This is a genomic window from Micromonospora sp. WMMD1274, from assembly GCF_049179035.1.
In the GTDB taxonomy this organism is placed as follows: Bacteria; Actinomycetota; Actinomycetes; order Mycobacteriales; family Micromonosporaceae; genus Micromonospora; species Micromonospora tulbaghiae.
Genome location: NZ_JBMHMG010000001.1, coordinates 5,414,650 through 5,433,675 on the forward strand (window position 1 = coordinate 5,414,650; position 19,026 = coordinate 5,433,675).

Annotated in this window: 16 protein-coding genes; 5 read left to right on the top strand and 11 right to left on the bottom strand. The window is 72.7% G+C overall.

The genetic code is table 11. The features are described 5' to 3' along the window. The first annotated feature begins 37 nt into the window (after positions 1-37). Complete coding sequence (locus ACN27D_RS25720) at positions 38-3,268, top strand: Ig-like domain-containing protein (RefSeq protein ID WP_393378569.1); 3,231 nt, start codon at positions 38-40, stop codon at positions 3,266-3,268. A gap of 62 nt (positions 3,269-3,330) precedes the next feature. On the opposite strand, the gene ACN27D_RS25725 is transcribed toward ACN27D_RS25720, so the two are convergent. The 3 genes from ACN27D_RS25725 to ACN27D_RS25735 form a co-directional block, all read right to left on the bottom strand. After that, positions 3,331-4,377: a zinc-dependent alcohol dehydrogenase family protein gene (locus ACN27D_RS25725; RefSeq protein ID WP_357829545.1), complete on the bottom strand. Its 1,047-nt coding sequence runs from the start codon at positions 4,375-4,377 to the stop codon at positions 3,331-3,333. 460 nt (positions 4,378-4,837) lie between these two features. Next, a complete protein-coding gene (locus ACN27D_RS25730; RefSeq protein WP_421501197.1) occupies positions 4,838-5,557 on the bottom strand; it encodes a hypothetical protein in 720 nt (239 codons plus the stop codon). Positions 5,558-5,562: 5 nt separating this feature from the next. Further along, the gene (locus tag ACN27D_RS25735) at positions 5,563-6,066 is read right to left on the bottom strand and encodes a SigE family RNA polymerase sigma factor (protein WP_358173120.1); all 504 of its coding nucleotides are present in this window, start codon (positions 6,064-6,066) and stop codon (positions 5,563-5,565) included. A gap of 136 nt (positions 6,067-6,202) precedes the next feature. On the opposite strand from ACN27D_RS25735, the gene ACN27D_RS25740 reads away from it, so the two are divergent. Next, complete coding sequence (locus ACN27D_RS25740; protein ID WP_421500210.1) at positions 6,203-6,997, top strand: DUF3152 domain-containing protein; 795 nt, start codon at positions 6,203-6,205, stop codon at positions 6,995-6,997. 173 nt (positions 6,998-7,170) lie between these two features. Here the strand turns inward: ACN27D_RS25740 and ACN27D_RS25745 are convergent, their stop codons facing one another. Genes ACN27D_RS25745 through ACN27D_RS25755 form a run of 3 tightly spaced genes read right to left on the bottom strand, consistent with a single transcriptional unit; the run spans position 7,171 to position 8,995 of the window. Continuing rightward, positions 7,171-7,998 carry a DUF72 domain-containing protein gene (locus ACN27D_RS25745; protein ID WP_358173184.1) on the bottom strand — a complete coding sequence of 276 codons (828 nt, stop codon included), beginning with the start codon at positions 7,996-7,998 and terminating at the stop codon, positions 7,171-7,173. Between the two features lie 29 nt (positions 7,999-8,027). Continuing rightward, positions 8,028-8,657 (bottom strand): hypothetical protein, encoded by a 630-nt coding sequence (locus tag ACN27D_RS25750; protein WP_358173117.1) that lies wholly within the window; start codon positions 8,655-8,657, stop codon positions 8,028-8,030. Next, the gene (locus tag ACN27D_RS25755; RefSeq protein ID WP_358173115.1) at positions 8,654-8,995 is read right to left on the bottom strand and encodes a hypothetical protein; all 342 of its coding nucleotides are present in this window, start codon (positions 8,993-8,995) and stop codon (positions 8,654-8,656) included. Before ACN27D_RS25755 ends, ACN27D_RS25750 begins: the two co-directional genes overlap by 4 nt. 198 nt (positions 8,996-9,193) lie before the next feature. Between ACN27D_RS25755 and ACN27D_RS25760 the strand changes: the two genes are divergently transcribed. Then, positions 9,194-9,619 (top strand): VOC family protein, encoded by a 426-nt coding sequence (locus ACN27D_RS25760; protein WP_120570764.1) that lies wholly within the window; start codon positions 9,194-9,196, stop codon positions 9,617-9,619. Between the two features lie 62 nt (positions 9,620-9,681). Here ACN27D_RS25760 and prfH read toward each other — a convergent pair whose 3' ends face one another. From prfH to ACN27D_RS25780, 4 genes are all read right to left on the bottom strand, one after another. Continuing rightward, positions 9,682-10,287, bottom strand: a complete 606-nt coding sequence (gene prfH / locus ACN27D_RS25765) for a peptide chain release factor H (protein ID WP_121683287.1) — start codon at positions 10,285-10,287, stop codon at positions 9,682-9,684. Further along, on the bottom strand, positions 10,284-11,432 hold the full coding sequence (locus tag ACN27D_RS25770; protein WP_358173113.1) for an RNA ligase RtcB family protein: 1,149 nt from the start codon (positions 11,430-11,432) through the stop codon (positions 10,284-10,286). The genes prfH and ACN27D_RS25770 overlap by 4 nt, the downstream gene beginning before the upstream one ends. 199 nt (positions 11,433-11,631) lie before the next feature. Beyond that, positions 11,632-11,757 (bottom strand): hypothetical protein, encoded by a 126-nt coding sequence (locus tag ACN27D_RS25775; RefSeq protein WP_255498956.1) that lies wholly within the window; start codon positions 11,755-11,757, stop codon positions 11,632-11,634. A 21-nt stretch (positions 11,758-11,778) separates the two neighbouring features. Further along, positions 11,779-15,123, bottom strand: a complete 3,345-nt coding sequence (locus ACN27D_RS25780) for an RHS repeat domain-containing protein (protein WP_421500211.1) — start codon at positions 15,121-15,123, stop codon at positions 11,779-11,781. A 566-nt stretch (positions 15,124-15,689) separates the two neighbouring features. Here ACN27D_RS25780 and ACN27D_RS25785 point away from each other — a divergent pair. Next, positions 15,690-16,448 carry a peptidylprolyl isomerase gene (locus ACN27D_RS25785; RefSeq protein WP_252454055.1) on the top strand — a complete coding sequence of 253 codons (759 nt, stop codon included), beginning with the start codon at positions 15,690-15,692 and terminating at the stop codon, positions 16,446-16,448. Between the two features lie 70 nt (positions 16,449-16,518). Continuing rightward, positions 16,519-17,496: a DUF2804 domain-containing protein gene (locus ACN27D_RS25790; RefSeq protein WP_421500212.1), complete on the top strand. Its 978-nt coding sequence runs from the start codon at positions 16,519-16,521 to the stop codon at positions 17,494-17,496. 46 nt (positions 17,497-17,542) lie between these two features. On the opposite strand, the gene ACN27D_RS25795 is transcribed toward ACN27D_RS25790, so the two are convergent. Next, entirely contained in the window at positions 17,543-18,916 is a 1,374-nt protein-coding gene (locus ACN27D_RS25795) for a glycosyl hydrolase family 18 protein (protein ID WP_421500213.1), read from the bottom strand. Positions 18,917-19,026: the final 110 nt, after the last annotated feature.

Genomic DNA, 19,026 nt, shown 5'->3' on the forward strand with positions numbered 1-19,026 from the left:
CGAGGGGCCGTCCCGGCGGACAGGGAGAGTTGTCTCGATGCGAGTTTGGCTTCGCGCGGTGGCGGTGCTCGCCACCGGCGCGATCGTGGTGGCGGGAGTGCCGGCGCTCGCCGCCACCGTCACCGTGCGGGACGCCGGCGTGGCCGGCCAGACCGGCGCACAGGCGACCGGAAGCAGCGCCGCGCTGGGCGCCGCGCGCACCACCGCGACCCGTGCGCTGGTCACCCCCGGGGACACCCGGCTGATGCCGACCACGCCCCGCACCGACACGCCGCGGATCAACAACGGCGAGATCACCGACATCGAGGTGATCGGCAACCGCGTCTTCATCGCCGGCACGTTCACCTCGATCGCGAACGTCGGCGGGTCCACCATCACGCAGCGGTCCCTGGCGTCCTACAACCTGGACACCGGCAAGGTGGACACCGGCTTCAAGCCGGTCGTCGACGGCGCGGTCGCCGCGGTGGAGGCGTCGCCGGACGGCTCGTCGCTCTACATCGCCGGCTCGTTCAACACGATCAACGGCGTCACCAAGCGCAAGATCGCCCGGCTGAACCCGACCACCGGCGCGCCGGTCGCCGCGTTCACCGCCACCGCCAACGCGCGGGCCACCGCGCTCGCGGTCAGCGGCAACGCCGTCTACGTCGGCGGCCAGTTCGCCACCGTCAACGGGGTCGCCCGCAGCGGCCTGGCCGCGCTCAACCCCACCACCGGCGCCGTCGACACCGGCTTCAACCTGCCGGTCACCGGCGGCATCGGCGTCGGCGGCATGCTCACCGTGCAGCAGCTCAAGCTCACCCACGACCGCAGCAAGCTGCTGGTCGTGCACACCGGCCGCCAGATCGCCGGCCAGGACCGCTACGGCGTGGCCCTCATCGGTACGGCCAGCAAGGCGCTGCTGCCGTGGCGTACCCGGCTGTGGGAGGACAACCTCTCCTTCGTCGGCGGCATCCAGCGGGTCTTCGCCGGTGACATCGCGCCGGACGACTCGTACTTCGTGGTCACCAGCGGCTCCGGCGGCGACCGTCCGCCGATCAACGACACCGCCATCGCGTACCCGCTGACCGGTAACGACCACGTCGAACCGCTCTGGATCTCCCGGCACTTCGACAGCATCTACTCGGTCGCGATCACCGACACCGCCGTCTACGTCGGCGGCCACTTCAGCTGGCAGGAGTCGCCCACGTCGAACGTGCCGTGGCCCGGTCTGGACAACGTCGGCTACGGCACCGGCCAGGGGCTCAGCGGCTACGGCCTCGGCGACCAGGTGGTCCGTCGCGACCACCTCGGCGCGCTGGACCCGCTCACCGGCACCGCGCTGGAGTGGAACCCCGGCTCCAACTCGTACGAGGGCGAGAAGGCGATGCTCGCCACCTCGCGCGGCCTGCTCGTCGGCGGCGACGGCAACGTCAAGGGCGGCAAGACCACCGGCCGGGTGGCCTTCTTCGACCTCTCCAAGGAGCCCACCCCGGCGGCGCTGGACACCACGATCACCACGCCGATCGAGGGTGCGGTGAAGCCGGCCGGCGAGTCGTTCACGATCAGCGGCCAGGCGCTCGCCCCGGCCGGCGTGGCCCGCGTCCAGCTGGAGATCCAGGACCGCAACAGCGGCAAGTACCTCCAGGCCGACCTGACCACCTGGGGCGCGTTCAAGGCGATCAACACGACGGTCGCCGCGCCGAACGCCACCTCCACCACGTGGAGCCTGCCGGTGACGCTGCCGGCCGGCGTCTACCAGTTGCAGGCCAAGACGTTCGACCGCAACGGCGCCGGCGACACCACCAAGGCGGTCAAGAAGATCGAGGCGTTCCGCTTCGACGACCTGCCGCCGACGACCCGGATCAGCTCGCCGGCGGCCGGCCTGCTCGCCACGCAGACGTTCGTGGCCTCCGGCACCGCCACCGACGACAAGGGCGTCAACTCGCTCATCTACTCGTTCCGCACGGCGGACAACCGGTACCTGCAGGACGACGGCACGGTCGCCGCGGTCTACAACACCTTCCGCGGCGAGCCGGACGTGATCGGCGCGACGTCCACGTCCTGGCAGTACGAGGTCACGCTGCCCGTCGAGGGGCAGTGGAAGATGACCGCCACCGCCGTCGACACGACCGGGCAGAGCGACCTGCGCGGCGACACCCGCGACTGGACCGTCTCCGCCAACGGCGTACCGCCGACGGTGGCGATCACCTCGCCGGTGGCGATGACCCCGCCGGGCAACCCGGCGCCGTTCACAGTCGCGCCCGGCGGCGCGGTCACGTTCGCCGGTACGGCAAATGACGACGACGCCCTCAAATCGGTCGAGATCTACCTGCGCAACAACACCACCCGTGAGGCGCTCGCCAGCGACGGCACGTGGGGCGCCGACTCGGTCGCCGGCTACCACCGGATCTCCCCGACGAACCTCGACGCCGCGACGTTCGACTGGTCGTTCACCACGGTGCCGCTCACCCCCGGCGTCTACGACTTCCGGGTACGGGCGACCGACAAGCTCGGCCTGACCACGTCCAGCACCAACATGGGCCGGCTCACCGTCACCGCCCAGGTGCCAGGCGACGCCTTCCCGAACGGGCTGCTCAGCTTCACCGGCACCAACCAGGACATCGACCAGCTGCACCTGGACCTGGCCGGCACCGCCACCGACGACAAGGGGGTCCGGGCGGTCCGGATCGCGCTGCGCGACCTCGACACCGGCCGGTACGTGCAGCCCAACGGCACCATGGCCGCCGCGTTCGCCACAGTCGACGCGACGCTCGCCGCGCCCGGCGCGACCAGCACCGCGTTCACGCTGTCCATCGACCTGCCCACCCGGGGCACGTACAGCGTCGAGGCGTGGGCCGTGGACACCGCGGGTCAGCAGGACAACTCGACGAACGGCGCGACCGCCCGGTACCTCGTCTACCCGGGTGACACCGACCCGACGCTGGAGCCGAGCATCACGCCGGTCGACGGGCAGGCGTACACCGGGGGCCGGATCGTGATCACCGGCCGGGCGGTGGACGACGGCGGGATGCAGAAGGTCGAGGTGCAGATCGGCAACAGCGCCGGGCAGGGCATGAACTCGGCCGGCACGTTCGGCCGGGCGGGCGCGCCGACCAGCTGGCCGTGGATCGCCACGTTCCTCACCAGCCCGGGCTCGCCGGGATCGAACTTCGCGTACACGTCGCCGGTGATCCCGGCCGGCACGTACACGGTGACGATCCGCGGCATGGACAACCGGGGGCAGTACCAGCAGCCGCCGCGTACCGTCACGGTGACCGTCACCGACTGACGGGGCAGGCTCGCGGGCCGGTCCGCGCCGGGTCTCCCGGCGCCGGGCCGGCCCGTGTCCGTTCAGGGACGGATCAGGCACATCCCGGCCGTGGCCGGCCGGTCCATGGTGGCCAGCGCATCCGGCGCGGCGTCCAGGTCGACGGTGCGGGTGACCAGCTCGGCCGGGCGCAGCACCCCGGCGGTGACCAGCCGCAGCATCTCCGGGTACGCGTGCGCCGGCATGCCGTGGCTGCCGCGCAGCTCCAGCTCGTACGCGATCACCAGGTCCATCGGCAGCGCGGGCCGGCCCTGCGCGGCGGGCAGCAGCCCGACCTGCACGTGCCGGCCGCGCCGGCGCAGGCCCTCGATCGACGCCACGCAGGTGGCGTGACTGCCGAGTGCGTCCAGCGACAGGTGGGCGCCCCCGCCGGTGGCCTCCCGGACCGCGGCGGCCACGTCGGCGGGACCGCCGAGCGTGCTCGCGTCCACGCACACCGCGGCACCGCTGCGGCGGGCCAGCTCCAGCGCGCCGGGCGACACGTCCACGGCCACCACCCGCGCGCCGCTCGCCGCCGCGACCATGACCGCGGACAGGCCGACGCCGCCGCAGCCGTGCACTGCGACCCACTCGCCCGCCGCCACCCGGCCCTGCGCGACGACGGCCCGGAACGCGGTGGCGAACCGGCAGCCGAGCGCGGCGGCTGCCGCCTCGTCCAGCTCGTCCGGCAGCCGGACCAGGTTCACGTCGGCGTGCCGCACCGCGACCAGCTCGGCGAACGAGCCCCACCCGGTGAATCCCGGCTGGGTCTGCCGCTCGCAGACCTGCTGGTCGCCCGCGAGACACGACGGGCACCGCCCGCACGCGCAGACGAACGGCGCGGTCACCCGGTCGCCGGGCCGCCAGCCGCGTACGTCCGCGCCGGCCGCCACTACGACACCGGCGAACTCGTGCCCCGGTACGTGTGGCACTTGGATGTCCGGGTCGTGGCCCTGCCAGCCGTGCCAGTCACTGCGGCACAGGCCGGTCGCGCCGACCCGGACGACCACCCCGTCCGGCGCCGGCACCGGATCGTCCACCTCCCGGACCTCCGGCCGCACCCCGAACCGCTCGAATACCACCGCACGCATGCCCCCGATCCTCACACCCCCACCCCGCGGCCCTCCTCCCACCCTCCACGCCTCCCCCCACCCGCCCCCGGGGCCGCTCCCCGCCCGCCCCCGCGATCTTGCACTTGCGGCCCTGTCGATGTCGCAGATGTCCCATCTGACCGGGCAGAAAGCGCAAGATCGCCGACGAGGGCCGGTCCCAGACGCGTCATGTCCCCATCACCTGAGATCCGTGGCCCGCATCCCGGGAGCAGCCGTAGATCTTGGTACGAGAGCGCCCTGATGGGGGCCGTCCCGTACCAAGATCCACGGGCGGCTCGGGTCGGCGAATCAAGCAGTCCGAGGGCGGGGTCCGCTCTCACGCCTCGACCCCCTGACCCCGGTGATCAAGGAGTTTGTGTCCTCATCAGGGCCGTATCAGTCCGCAAACTCCTTGATCACCGGGGGGAGGGGACGGGAGAGGGAGGGGAGAAGGAGCGGGCTACAGGCGGCGGCCCTGGGGGTCTCGGGCGGTGATGCCGTCGAGCGGGGTTCCCGGGGCGAGGGTCGCCGGGTCGAACCAGAAGATCACCACCTGTGGGTCCTCGCTCCACCGGGCCAGTTTCGCCTCGACCTGCCGGCCGTCGACTGTCCCGACGATGCGTGCCGCCGGGCCGACGAAGTAGCCGAACGTCGGTACCGGCGTGTCCGTGGGCACCCGCTGCTGGTCGTACCCGATCTCGTGGAACCCGGCCCGGCGGTCGCTGCCGGACACGTCGTTGACCAGGAAGTCGGAGGTCAGGTGGCCGTCCGGCGCGCGCCGCCCGGCGACCAGGCCGATCGTCACACGTGGCAGTTCCGGCACGTCGACCGGGACCATGAAGAACACGCGCGCGTCGGCGCCGTACCGGATGCCGCTGTCCACGACGGTCCCGAGCGGCCGCAGCGGCGACTCGGTCGGGGCCGGCGCGGCGGTCGGCGTGGGTGGGGGAGTGCCGGTGGACGCGGTGACGACCGGCTCCCCGGCCGGGAGGTCCGGCGGGCCGGTCCGCGTCGCCACCGCGTCGACCCCGACCGCCACCGCGACCGTCGTCACCGCCGCCGCGACCCCGGCACCGATCCGCCGGCGTCGGCGCAGTCGGCGTCCCCGGCGCATGATGTCCGCGATGTCCAGGCCGTCGGCCCGTTCGGTCGCCCGCATCGCGCGGCGCAGCTCGTCCATCTCGGTCACCGGCACGTCTCCTGCGGTCGGGGCGCGGACAGACCTGCGGTACGCAGCTTCTCCAGCGCCCGGGACGAGGTGCTCTTGACGGTGCCGACGGACACGTCGAGTTCGCGGGCCACCTGGGCCTCCGGCAGGTCGAAGTAGTGGCGCAGGACGACGACGGCGCGTTCGCGCGCGGTGAGCGTGCCGAGCGCGGTGACCAGCCACCGCCGCGTCGCCACCTCCTCGGCCATGTCGCCGCCGTGCCGCTCCGGGAGGTCGTCGCTCGGGTACTCGCGGATCGGCCGCCGCCAGGTGTCGACGAGGTGGTTCACCAGCACCGAACGGGCGTAGCCGTACGGGTCGCCGTTGCGGATCCGGGACCAGGACGCGTACGTGCGCACGAGCGCGGTCTGGGCGGCGTCCTCGGCGTGGTGGTGGTTGCCGGTCATGAGGAAGGCGGCGTGCGTCAGCCGCGCGGAGGACGCCCGCGCGAACTCGACGAACTCCGCGTCACCCCGGGCCATGCCGGTCCTCTGCACCTCTCACCCCGGTAGGGACGTGCGGGACACGGAAAAGGTTGAGTCCCCGCCGGACCAACTTTCGCGACGGGTCACCCGTCCTCATCCCCGCGCCCCCGACCGGGCGCCGAGGGGAGACGAGATGACCAGGACCGTGGACCGGACGCGCGGCGGCGCGGCGCTGATCGCGCTGGCGGTGTCGCTGGCCGGTTGCACACCGGCAGGGGCCGACCAGCCCGCAGTCGCGCTGTCCGAGCCGGCCGGGCCGTCCGCTGCCGCGCCGGCCGCGTCGGCGGCGGCGCCCGTCCGGTCCCGGCCGGCGCGGATCGGCTATCCCGCCGAGGGCGGCAACCGATGGCGGTACGCCGCCGCCGAGCCGGCCACCACAAGGGGTACGGGCCGGCTGCTGCGCTACCGGGTGGCGGTGGAGCGCGACATCACGGGTCTGCCACCGGCCGAGTTCGGGGCGCAGGTCACCGGCATCCTCGCCGGCCCGGGTGGCTGGACGACCGACGGACGGATCGCCCTGCGCCGCGTCGGCGCCGGCGGACCCGCCGACCTCACCGTCTACCTCGCCACCCCCGGTACGCGCGACGACCTGTGCGGGGACGGGCCGGACCGGTACACGTCCTGCCGTAACGGGGACCGGGTGGTGGTGAACGTGGCCCGCTGGGTGCTCGGCGCGCCCGCCTACGGGAGCGACCTCACCGCGTACCGCCGGTACGTGGTCAACCACGAGGTCGGTCACCGCCTGGGGCACGGGCACGAGCGCTGCCCGGGGCGGGGGCGTCCGGCGCCGGTGATGCAGCAGCAGACACTCGGCCTGCACGGCTGCACACCGAACCCGCTGCCGTTCCTGCGCGGCGAGCGGTACGCGGGCCGGTCCGGCGCGTACGACGACCGCCTGCCCCCGCCCGAGGGCGGCCGGCCGGGCTGAGGTCCGGTCCGGCGCCGGGTCTGTGCGGCCGGGCTGCGCGGGCCGTCCGGTCGGGCGCGCCTGCGCCCGGCCGGGCCGGCGATCCCACCCGGCGCTCGGAACAGCATGACCGGGCCGGCGATCCCGCACGGCGCTCGGAACAGCATGACCGGGCCGGCGATCCCGCACGGCGCTCAGAACAGCGTGGCCGGGCCGACCGGCTCCGGCTCCGGTAACGGCGCGAGGCCGGGCACCCGCTCGCGGACCTGGTCGTGGAAGCGGCGGGCCAGCTCGGGCGCGTCCGCGTTGTCCGGCGTGTGCACGAACACGGTCGGCGAGCGGCCCTCCCGCAGCCAGTCGGTGACCACGTCCAGCCACGGCTGCCAGCCCTCGACGGTGCGGGCCGGGTCGTCCCGGCCCAGGTAGCGCACGACGGGCCGGTCGGTCAGCGCCCGGGTACGCAGCGGCAGGCGCGGCTTGCGCGTCCACGCCTCCCGCTCCGCGTCGCTCGTCGGCGGCGTCCGGAAGAACGCTGTGGTGTCGAACGGGATCCACTCGGCACCGGCCCGGTCGAGCGTCGCCTCCAGCGCGCGTACCGCACCGGCCTCGGTGAAGAAGGCGGGGTGGCGGACCTCGACGGCGTACCGGTGACCGGCGGGCAGCGTGCGCAGGAACCGGTCGAGGTCGGGCACGTCACCGGGGCCGAACGAGCCGGGCAGCTGGATCCAGAGCGCGTCCGCCCGGGGGCCGAGCGGCTCCATCGCGTGCAGGAACGCCCGCAGTTCCGCCTCGCCGCCGGTGAGCCGGCGCTCGTGTGTGACCACCTTCGGCAGCTTCGGCAGGAAACGGAAGCCCGGGTCGGTCTGCTCGGCCCAGGACGCCACCGTCTCCCGGGCCGGGGTCGCGTAGAACGTGGTGTTGCCCTCCACGGCGTCGCACCACCCGGCGTACGCGCGCAGCCGCTCGTGCGCGGGCAGCGGGTGCGGCAGGAAGCGGCCGGACCAGGACTTGTGCGTCCACATGGCACAGCCCACGTGCAGGCGCAGCCCGGTCACCGGTAGGGCCAACTCGTCGAGCCGCCGCGCAGAGCCGCCTCCCGGTTCCATTTCCGGGTGAAGTGCAGCGCGAGGCAGCCGAGGCCGGCGAGCACCGGGGCGAGCAGCATGAGCAGCAGTCCGGCGCCGAGCCGGAACCGGTCGCTCTGGATGCCCTTGGCGGTGGTCAGCGCGAACGCCTCCGCACCGGCGCCGGTGCAGCTCACGAAGTCGGTCTCCATCCAGCCGGTGCCCTCGGTGGCCAGCACCGGAGTGAACTGCCGGGGTTCGCCGCGGTCGCGCATCACCGCCGCGGTCCCCTCGGGCCGGGCCCCGGTCAGCTCCCTGGACCGCTGCTCGCCGGTGGAGTAGACCCGGCTCTTCGCGGTGCACCGGACGGTGGCGGGGTCCACAGTGGCGGGGGTGGCGAGGATCAGGATGTTGCCGGGGCGTACGCCGGTGTCCCGCACCTTGATCTCGGCGCCGGGGGCGAACTCGGCGGCGGCGGAGAAGGTCGACGCGGCCGCGAACGGACCCGTCTGGGTCAGCAGGGCGAGGCCGAGGAACCCGGCCAGCAGGAACCCGCCCCAGCCGACGAAGATCCACATCGCGACCACGGCGCGGAAGCGCTGCACGAGCGGGTTCACCGGACGCGGTCCATGTCGCAGGCGCCGTCGGCGACCTGTCCGGGGTCGGAGGAGTACACGCTGCGCTTGGCGTCCGGCACGGACAGCTGCACGCAGAGCGCCGACGCGTCGTTGTCGGTGACGAACGTGACGACGCCGACGCCGTCGTAGTCCCCGATCGACAGATCGCTCACGCCCCTGGGGAACTGCCCGGTCTCCTGCTCGACGGACACGGCCTCGCGCATCGCGTCGCGGAGGTAGGTCTCGGGATCGGTGCCGGCGTCCCCGCCGCCGCAGGAGGCGAGCGAGAGGGCCACTGTCGCCAGCGCCGCCGCCAGACCGGTCCTTCTCCGTCGCATCCGTCCTCCTCGCGCGCCACGTCGGCGGGCTGGGGCCGCCCGTCCGCCGCGCCCACGGTAGCCGGACCGGTCAGCGACGACGGATCGGGCCGCGACCGCCGGGCGTCACCGCGTCGGATCGGGTCGCGACCGGCGGGGCGTCACCGCGGCGGATTGCGCCGCGACCGGCGGGGCAAGAGGAGGCCGGAGGTGGTGACGATGACCGACGGACCGGGTCTGCGGCTGTGCCAGGTCGTGCTGGACTGCACCGACGCGCGCGCCCTGGCCGAGTTCTACCGCGCGCTGCTGGGCCTGGTCTACCGGCCCGGTGACGAGCCGCCGGCGGCCGGGGAACCGGACGAGCGCGGCCGGGACTGGCTGGTGCTGCGGACCGCGGAGGGCGCGCCCCAACTGGCCTTCCAGCAGGTCGACCGGCTGCCGGAGGCGACCTGGCCGGAGGGGGAGGTGCCGCAGCAGTTGCACCTCGACCTGACCGTGCCGTCGGTGGCCGAGCTGGACCGGCAGCACGAGCGGGTGCTCGCGCTCGGCGGGCGGCTGCTGCGGGACCGGTCCGACGACCCGGACGAGCCGCTACGGGTGTACGCCGACCCGGCCGGCCACCCGTTCTGCGTCTTCGTCGCGTGAGGCCGGACGCCGACGGTGGAGCCGGCCGCCGACGGCGGGCACGGGTCACGGCCCGGCCCGCCCTACGGCCGCTCCACCCGTACCGGGTCGCCGCGCACGAGGTCGTCGTGGATCCGCCAGCGGGCGTCGACGCCCGCGCGCCGGGCCGCCTCGTCGTCGGCGGCGATCCGCTGCCGCAGCAGCTCGACCGCGATACGGCGGTTGAGGTGCAGGTGCCGTTCGGTGTCGACCACCACGGTCCGGCCGGACGGGCGGTGCGTGGCGCGGACGGCGGTGCTGGCCTTGTTGCGGTGCTGGCCGCCCGGTCCGCCGGTGCGGCACGGCACGAACTCGATGTCGGCCTCGTCGAACGGGGTGACCACCACGTCGGTCCGGCAGGTCCGCGCGGCGACGTACCAGTTCTTCCGTCCGTGACCCGTCCGGTACGGGCTGGGCGCCTGCCAGCAGAGCGTGCCGGTCCACCCGGCCGCGAACGCCTCCGCCCCGGCGCCGGTGATCCGGACCAGCACCGACCGGTAGGTGCCGGCCCGGTCGCCGGCCACCGTCTCGACCCGGTCGGTACGCAGACCCCGCCGGGTCGCCTCGCCCTCCAGGCGGGACAGCAGCCGGGCCAGCGCCCACGCGCACTCGGCCGGTCCGCGCCCGGCGGACAGCAGCAGCTCGGTCACCGGCGGCCCTTCCGGCGCTCGTCGCGACGACCCACGTCCGGCGTCTTGTAGGTGACCAGCGGAATCGTCGTGGTGACCGGGGTGGCGAGGTCGTGCGCCACCAGGTCGCCGATCACCTGCTCGATGCGCTTGTACGCGGTGGGCGCCTCCTCGAACAGCAGCTGCCGGTCGCCGCACACCACGATCGAGCCGACCGGCGTACGGCGCAGCTCCTCGACGGTGTGCTTGGCCCGGCCCCGGCGCAGCGCGTCGGCGCGGGACATCTTGCGCCCGGCGCCGTGCGCCACCGAGTAGCCGGCCTCCGGCCCGGCGTGCGCCGCCACCAGGTAGGAGGGCGTGCCGCGGGTGCCGGCGATCAGCACGTCCCGCCCGTCGCCCGGCGCCGCGCCCTTGCGGTGCAGGTAGCGTCCGTCGCGGATCTCGACCAGGTTGTGGCACTGGTCGACGACCGGCTCGGTCGGTTCGGCGCCGAGCGCGTACGCGACCCGCGCGGCCAGCAGCCGCCGGTTGAGCGAACCCCACCGCACCGCGGCGTCGTGCCGGGCCAGGTATGCGTCCGGGTCGGGTGCGGGGCCGGCGCCGTGCGTCTCGGTGTGCTCGCGCAGGATCCGTTCGCCGAGCCCGCGCGAGCCGGAGTGCACGACGAGCACCAGGTCGCCGGCGTCCAGCCCGAGCCGCGCGGCGTGCTCCGCCGCGAGGACGGGCCCGACGCGGGCCAGCTCGACGAAGTGGTTGCCGCGCCCGACCGTGCCGAGCCCGTCGAGGTGACCGGCCGGGATCTCGCCGTCCAGCACCGACCACGCCGGGTCGTCGCTGTCCGGGTCGAGCGCCCGGTCCAGGTCGGGGAACCGGGCGGCGAGCCGTTCGGGTACGACCCGGCGCAGCGCGATCGGGAAGACCGCGATGCCGCACCCGATGTCGGAGCCGACCAGGAACGGGTAGAGCACCGTCGAGGACATCGCGGCGCCGATCGGCGCGCCCTTGCCGGGGTGCAGGTCCGGCATGGCGGCGACGTGCGCCATGGCGTCCAGGGCGGCGACCTGCCGGCACTGGTCGAGCGCGGCGGACTCGATCCAGCTGCCGGGGGAGGAGAAGACGGAGACGGTGGCGGGCACGACGGCCCGCCCGGAGGGGTACGCGGACACAGACGCTCGTTTCTGGGGAAGAACGCGGAGAACGGCGGACGGCAGGCGGCGAGGGCCTGCGGGCTGGGGTGCGATCCGTCAGAACGTCATGCCGATGACCCTTCCCCACACCGTCCGGCGCGGCAACTGACTTTCCCGGCCGGAACGCGCGGACGGCCGGCCGGTCGAGAAGACCGGCCGGCCGTCCGGGCCGTGACGCCTACCGGCGGCGGCTCCTCAGGTAGACGACGAGAACGAGCAGCAGCGCCACCAGGACGAAGAATCCGGCGAGCACCGGCGCGGGCAGAGGTGAGCGGGCAGCGATCGTGGCGGCGAGCAGGTCCATGTCAGTCCTCACGTGGTGGGGTCAGAAGGCGTAGGTTCCCTGGAAGCCTGTCGAGCAACCCGTTCCGCCGCTGCCGACGCCGCCGTTGTAGTCCGACTCGCCCTGCCAGTCGACCTCCGCTCCCGCGCTGAAACCGCCGAGGGAGCACTGGCCGTACACGCCGCCGCCGTCCTCCACGTTCCCGCTGCCCTTCTGGTAGCCGACCGAGGCGCCGGCGCCGGTGCCGATGGTTCCGGTGACGCCCTGGTTGCCCTCGTCGTCCCACTCGTAGCTGAGGCCGGCGCAGAGCACGTAGCAGATCTCGAAGCCGATGCTCTCGCTGTCCTGCCCGGTCGGGTCGATGTTGCCGATCGGGTTGTCGCCGGCGTACGCGTACCGGTTGCCGTTCGCCGGGTTGCCGATGAAGCTGAGGCTGTCCTGCTGGGTGAACCGGCCGTGGGCGGCGTTGTACCAGCGCTGGCCGAACTTCGTGTACCGGCTGCCGGCGTCGTAGACGCCACCGGCGAAGCGCAGGATGTTGGTCTGCCCGAGGTAGTACTCGTCCGAGCTGGTGATCGTGCCGTAGGGGTCGTACCGGTACGTGGCGACCGTGGTGCCGTCCGATCCGATCACGGCGATCGGGGAGCCCTGCCCGTCGAGGACGTAGGCGTAGTCGCGGTTGTTCGTCCGCAGCCCGAGCAGCGAGCCGGTCCCGTCGCGCTCGACGAAGACGGTTCCCGTGCCGTTGCGGTAGGACTGGAGCGCGGGCACGCCGTACTGGTCCTCCTGGCCGTACACCATCGTGGTGCCGTTTCCGGTGGTCAGCTCGACCTGGTCGGCGCCGGCGTAGGCGTAGCTGCCGCTTCCGGCGGTGGTCATCTGCTTCAGGCCGTTGTAACCCATCGTGGTGACGGCCGGAGCGCTGCTCTTGGTTTGGCTGCCCCGGCCGTCGTAGGTGTTGTTGGCCGAGGTGATCTGGTTCGCGGAGTTGAAGGTCAGCGACTGGGTGGTGCTGCCGTCGACCTTCACCGTGGTACGGCTGCCGTTCGTGTCGTAGGCGTACTCGTAGGTCTTGCCGCCGATGTTCGTGGCCTTGGTCAGCCGGTTGCCCTTGTCGTAGCTGAACTGGCTGACGGTGCCGGTCGCCTCGTCCTTCTGCCATTGGCGCAGGCCGGTGTCGTCGGCCTTGTCGGTCGAGCACCCCTGGCCGGAGACGTACCGGGCGTAGCAGTAGGTGATGTCCGAGACGGTTGCCGGACTGCTGGAGAAGCGCTTTGTGGTGACGCGCAGCGGACGGTCCGACTTGTCGTAGGTGGTGGTGGTCTTCATCGCCCAGGTGCTGTTCGTCTCGTCCGTGGCGAAGTAGGTGGTGGTCCGGTTGCCGTTCTTGTCGTACAGGAAGTTGTAGCGGGTGCCGCCGGCGGTGTCCGTGCGCACGAGCAGGTTGCGGGCGTTGTAGTAGTACTGCGTGGTGCCCCGGCCGTCGGTGAGCTTGACCAGGTTGCCGACGGCGTCGGGCACGTAGGACAACGTCTCGGTCGGGGTGGTCCGCTGCCGTAGCCGGTTGAGGGTGTCGTACAGGTAGGTGGTGACGCCGGTGACGTCGGTGCGCTTGATCAGGTTGCCGGAGCCACCGTGCTCGAACGTGACCTCGCCGGCGGTGCCACAACCGGAGTGCGACACCTTGCTGATGCGGTCGTCGAGGCTGTACTCGTACGTGGTGACGCACCCGTCGTTCACCGTCTTCAGCCGGCCGAAGTTGTCGTAGGCGAACGTCTTCGCGACGAGCCCGTTGCCGGTGGGCGGGGTGAGCTTGGTGACCTGCTTGTTGGCGTCGTAGCTGTAGGTGGTGGCGTTGGTGCCGTTGCCGGGATCGGTCGACGACTTGACGGTGCCGTCCGAGTTGTAGTCCACCTTCGCCTCGGCCGCCAGCGCGTCCTTGGCGGAGGTGCGATTCCCGACGCCGTTGTAGGTGTAGGTGGAGCCGTTGTTCTGCGTGTCGATCGACGAGCTGGGCTGGAAGTTCGCGGTGGGGTTCGTGGAGGAGGCGACCCCGGCGTACGCGGCGGACGCGCTCGCCCCGGTGGGCGAGGCCGACTTGGTCAGCGACTCCCCGCTGTTGGCGCCGTAGGTGTTCGCGACGGTGCCGCCCTCCGGCGAGACGGTGCCGGCCACGTCCCCGAAGGGGGTGTAGGAGGTCTCCCGTTCGTTGTTCGCGGTGTCGGTGACCTTCGTGACCTTCTTGTCGCTGTTCAGGTCGTAGGTGAGGTGCGGCACGGAGGCCACCGGCTGGCCGAGGTCCTGGCGCGCGTCCGCGACGAGCGTCTGGGAGGACGTCGGGTACGCGAACCGGGTGGTGGATCCGGTCATGGTCGGGACGTTCGTGACCTGGGTGACCGAGGTGACCCGGTGCTGGCCGTCGTAGGTGAAGGTGGTGAACGAGTTGTCCATCGCGGTGATCTTCACCAGGTCGCCGGCGCTGTTGTAGTCGAACAGCACTTTGCGCCAGGTGGCCGACTGGATGGTGGTGAGCCGGCTCGCCGAGTCGTACTGGTAGGACACCTCACGCCATGCGCCGTCGTCGCCGGTCTGCCGGTACTTGGTGATCTGGTTCCCGGTATAGGTCGGTACGGCCGAGCGGACCGTGCCGTTGCCCCGGTCCGAGGTGACCTTGCTCAGTTTGCCGCTGGCATAGGTGTACGTGGTGGCGTTGTCGTTGCGATCGAGTGCCTTCGTCAACAGGCCGGACGAGTCGAAGTAGAGCCGCTTGCCGCCGTGCTCGGTGAGCTTCCAGCCGGTGCCGTCCTTGGCCAGGACCGCCTTGAACTCCACCGGCGTCTTGTAGCCGGAACCGAGCACCGTGAACTTGCCGACCACGCCGTCGGCGGCGGCGTACGTGACCGAGCCGTCGTCCGCTTTGACCAGCCGGACGTCCATTCCGGCGCGGGTTCGCCAGCCGGGGCCGTGTGCGCCCTGGGGGAGATCCGTGCCGACCAGGAGGCTGTTGAACGCCGCGCCGATGGTCACGTTGCCCGCGACGCCCGGCAGGGTCAGCTCGCTGCTGGTGAGGAGCAGGTTCCCCGAGCCGACGTTCACCTTCGCCTGGAGGCGGTCGCTGATCGAGAACGGAACCTGGGTGGCGTTGCGGACCGGCCCCGTGCCCTTCGGCACGGTCGGTGCCGCTCCCTGGGCGAGGAACGTCCGGTTCGCCCGGCGCGGCGTGTCGAACAGCTTGACGGTGTCGCCGGAGCGTGGCGACACCACCGGGGTGAGGCTCGTGGAGCCGGCCGGCGCGGCGGCCCGGGCGGGGGCGGCGGGCGATGCCAGCCAGGCCGACGCGACGGTGGCGAGCACGGTCGCCACCGCTATGGAACGACGTTTCTGCATCTACTCTCCTCGACGGATCCGACGATTGTCGGGCAGGGTGAATTGCCGTTTGCGCATGACTGCGAAACGGCGCCGATGGGCGACCGAAATTGCGCACGCCTAGAGTCGGCGTGCATTTCGGCAATGCGGTGAGATGATGGCGTCAGGCTGCGCGAAGGCAGCCTTTTCGGCCTCCCTGCCAGGGGCTTTCTGGGTGGCGAGGTAGGGCGTGACGCGGTTGAGACGGACACGATGCCGCGCGACGGCGCGGACGGCTGTGGCCGCCGAAGCCAATTCCTTCGTCCGGCTTGCGATTATCCCCGTTCTTTTCGCGCCGGCGCTTGATGGATGGCAATTAACCTATCGACGCAATTGTGGAGCTGTCAATGACGATCACGAATGGTTGTCACCTAAGTGGCCTAACGGACACTTCGGACGGTATTCTCACTGAGCGTGAGAGCCGCGTCACCGCCTCCTGCTCTCGCGGTCGGCAACGGCCTCGCCCGCGGCGTGGGCGGCGTCGACATCGTCCCACCCGATCCATAGACTCCGGTCGTTCTGGTACCACGAGTCCAGGGAGGACCACCGTGTCGAGCGAGACCCGAACGCACGCCGCCTTACCCCTGCTGGCCCGCCTCGCCGGGGTGAGCCTGGCCGCCGCGACGATCGTCGCCGCCGCAGGTGTCGCCGCGACCGCGGCGCCCGCCGCCGATCCCGCGCCGACCAAGGGACCGTGCGCGTACACGCCCACGCCGGACGAGCCGGCCGCCCGTCCGGTGCCGCTGCCGCCGGACCCGCGCCGGACGCCGGACCGGGGCACCGTGCGGGTCACGCTGCGCACCAACCAGGGACCGATCGGGCTGACGCTGGACCGCGAGCAGGCGCCGTGCACCGTGCAGAGCTTCCTGCACCTGGTGCGGAAGCGCTTCTACGACCGGACGCCCTGCCACCGGCTCACCGCGTACCCGACGCTGACGGTCCTCCAGTGCGGAGACCCGTCCGGCACCGGCGAGGGCGGCCCGGGCTACCGCTACCGCGACGAACTGCCCACCGACCTGCCGCCGGCACCGACCGACCCGACCGGCGTACGCCGTCTGTACGCGCGCGGCACGCTCGCCATGGCCAACGCCGGCCCGGACACCAACGGCAGCCAGTTCTTCCTGGTCCAGGCCGACTCGGCGCTGCGCCCGAACTACACCGTGTTCGGCCAGGTCGACGCGGCCGGGCTGGCCACGCTGGACCGGATCTCCGCCGGCGGCATCGCGCCCACGCCGGAGGATCCGGCTCCGGTCGACGGCGCCCCGGCGGTGCCGGTGGAGATCTGCCGCGCCAAGCAGGGACGCTGACGCGACGGCCCGGCGGGACGGCCGTCCAGGCCGCCCGCCGGGCCCGCGCCGCCCTCGGTAGCCTGCGGCGATGACGCATGAGCGGGAGATCACCGAGCCGGTCGACCTGTGCCGGCCGGACGGGCGGCTGAACCCGGACGCGGTCGGCTGGAGCCGCCGGCCACTGCACCGGGCGAACCTGCGTGGCTGGGGCCGGGCCAAGCGGTGGGAGCACTGGGGCGTGGTCACGCCGACGCACATCCTCGGCCTGGTCGCCTCGTCGCTCGACTACGCCGGGGTGCAGAGCCTCTACCTGCTCGACCGGCGCACCGGCCGGGAGACCACGGCGGAGGCGGTGGTGCCGTTCGCCCGGGGCACCGTGCTGCCGCCGGTCAGCGGCGCCGGTCCGGTCCGCGCCCGGGGCGGGAAGCTGACCGTCGCGGTGGACCAGGGCCCGGACGGCAGCACGGTGCGGGCCTCCGCGCCCGGCGTCGAGGTGGACCTGGCCGTGCCGCTGCCGCCGGGGCACGAGTCGCTCGGCGTGGTGGTGCCGTGGAGCACCCGCCGGTTCCAGTACACGGTCAAGGACATCGGCCGGCCGGTGCACGGCACGCTCACCGTGGACGGCACGGCGTACCCGGTGGGGGAGGGGTCGTACGCGGCGCTCGACCACGGCCGGGGCAAGTGGCGGTACGCGGTGCGGTGGAACTGGGCGGCCGGCAGCGGCCCGGGCCGGGCGATCCAGCTCGGCGGCACGTGGACCGACGGCACCGGCTCGACCGAGAACGCGGTCTTCGTCGACGGGCGGCTGCACAAGATCGGCGCGGACCTGACCTGGGAGTACGACCGCACCGACTGGCTGCGACCGTGGCGGATCACCGGCGACCGGGTGGACGTGACGTTCCACCCGTTCCACGAGCGGGTGGCGCGTACCAACCTGCTCGTGCTGGCCGGGGAGACGCACCAGTGCTTCGGGCACTTCACCGGCTGGGCGGCGACCGACGACGGTGGGCGCGTGGATCTGGACGGCCTGGTCGGATGGGCCGAGGAGGCCCGCAACCGCTGGTGAGGCCGGTCCCCGCCGGGTGGGACAGCCCGGCGGGGAGCCCTGGGGGTCAGGCCGGCAGCCGCCAGACCTGGTTGGCGCCGCCGAAGCAGTCCCAGATCTGCAGCCGGGTGCCGTTGGCGGAGCTGTTGCCGGTGGCGTCCAGGCACCGGCCCGACGCGGGGTTGCGCAGCGTGCCGTTGCTCTGCGCCTGCCAGACCTGAGCGCCGGTGCCGTTGCAGTCCCACAGCTGGATCTTCGTGCCGTTCGCGGTGCCGGCGCTCGTCACGTCCAGGCACTTGCCCAGCGCCCGCAGCGTGCCGTCACCGGCGACGTTCCAGCTCTGCGCGGCGGTGCCGTTGCAGCCGTACAGCTGGATGGCGGTGCCGTTGGCGGTGCTCGCGGCGGCCACGTCCACGCAGGCGCCGCCGATGCCGGTGATCGGCCCGGTACGCCCGGCCGGCGGCGGGTTGCCGCCGCCGGTGACGGTGTCGTAGATCGCGCTGACCAGCGACGTCGAACCGGTGGTGTCCTGCGACAGCTCCCAGTTCATCATCCCGCCGGCGTTCGTCATGGCCCACTGCGTCTTGCGCTTGACGGTCGGTACGCCGTTGTAGCACTGCTGCGCGCCGCCGACTGTGGTGCAGTCCCGGTTGGCGTTGGCCGGGTCCATGCCGACCAGCGCCGAGTAGGTGTAGTAGCCGGGCCGGCTGTAGAAGGGCACGCCGAGCACCGCCTTGGCGGCGGGCAGGCCGCGCGACTTCCACCTGTTGACGCTGGCGATCGACCAGTCGTAGCCGGCGTGCGGGCTGCCGCCGTCGTACGCCATGATGTTCAGCCAGTCCACCGAGCCGAAGACGGCGGTGGGCACGCCGTCGACGTAGTAGCCCTCGGAGACCACGGCGGCGGTGAGCAGCTTGCCACGGCTGTGCAGGGCGCTGCCGAGCTGCTGCATGAGCAGCGTGTAGTTGTTCGCCGAGGCGCCCGGGTCGGGGTACTCCCAGTCCATGTCGACGCCGTCGAGGTTGTACTGGTCGACGAAGGCGATCAGGTTGTTGACGAACGCGGTGCGCGTGCCGGAGTTGGCGGCGAGCGCCTCGAACGCGGAGTCGTCGCCGTCGTTCCAGCCGCCCACGGCGATGGAGACCTTGACGTTGTTGGCGTGGCCGAGCGACACGAGCGAGGAGAGCTTGCTCGGGTTCTCCACCGGGCGCAGGCTGCCGTCGCCGTTGGGGAGCACGAAGGCGTAGTTGATGTGGGTGAGCTTGCCGTACTGGATGCTGTTGACGTTGCCGCTCCAGGACGGCATGTAGCCGACGCTCTTGAAGTTGTTCGGCAGCACCACCGCCTCGGCGGCGGTCGGGGCGAGGGTGAGCGTCGCGGCGGTGGTGGCCAGCGCGAGCGCACCGGCGGCGAGGCGCCGCCGGAGGTGGGGTCTGGGCATCGAGGGCCTTCCCGGGGGACGGGGGCGGATGGGGGTCTTCCTCGAGGTGGCCCAAATATTAAAGAGTATTAACTAAGGCGTCAACGACACACTTCGATACGTGACGCGGC

Coding starts and splice junctions, on each gene's coding strand:
- ACN27D_RS25735 (WP_358173120.1), bottom strand. CDS start 6,066: ATGGCCCGGGGTGACGCGGAGTTCGTCGAGTTCGCGCGGGCGTCCTCC.
- ACN27D_RS25740 (WP_421500210.1), top strand. CDS start 6,203: ATGACCAGGACCGTGGACCGGACGCGCGGCGGCGCGGCGCTGATCGCG.
- ACN27D_RS25795 (WP_421500213.1), bottom strand. CDS start 18,916: ATGCCCAGACCCCACCTCCGGCGGCGCCTCGCCGCCGGTGCGCTCGCG.
- ACN27D_RS25725 (WP_357829545.1), bottom strand. CDS start 4,377: ATGCGTGCGGTGGTATTCGAGCGGTTCGGGGTGCGGCCGGAGGTCCGG.
- ACN27D_RS25720 (WP_393378569.1), top strand. CDS start 38: ATGCGAGTTTGGCTTCGCGCGGTGGCGGTGCTCGCCACCGGCGCGATC.
- ACN27D_RS25780 (WP_421500211.1), bottom strand. CDS start 15,123: ATGCAGAAACGTCGTTCCATAGCGGTGGCGACCGTGCTCGCCACCGTC.
- ACN27D_RS25790 (WP_421500212.1), top strand. CDS start 16,519: ATGACGCATGAGCGGGAGATCACCGAGCCGGTCGACCTGTGCCGGCCG.
- ACN27D_RS25730 (WP_421501197.1), bottom strand. CDS start 5,557: ATGGACGAGCTGCGCCGCGCGATGCGGGCGACCGAACGGGCCGACGGC.
- ACN27D_RS25760 (WP_120570764.1), top strand. CDS start 9,194: ATGACCGACGGACCGGGTCTGCGGCTGTGCCAGGTCGTGCTGGACTGC.
- ACN27D_RS25775 (WP_255498956.1), bottom strand. CDS start 11,757: ATGGACCTGCTCGCCGCCACGATCGCTGCCCGCTCACCTCTGCCCGCG.
- ACN27D_RS25745 (WP_358173184.1), bottom strand. CDS start 7,998: ATGTGGACGCACAAGTCCTGGTCCGGCCGCTTCCTGCCGCACCCGCTG.
- ACN27D_RS25755 (WP_358173115.1), bottom strand. CDS start 8,995: ATGCGACGGAGAAGGACCGGTCTGGCGGCGGCGCTGGCGACAGTGGCC.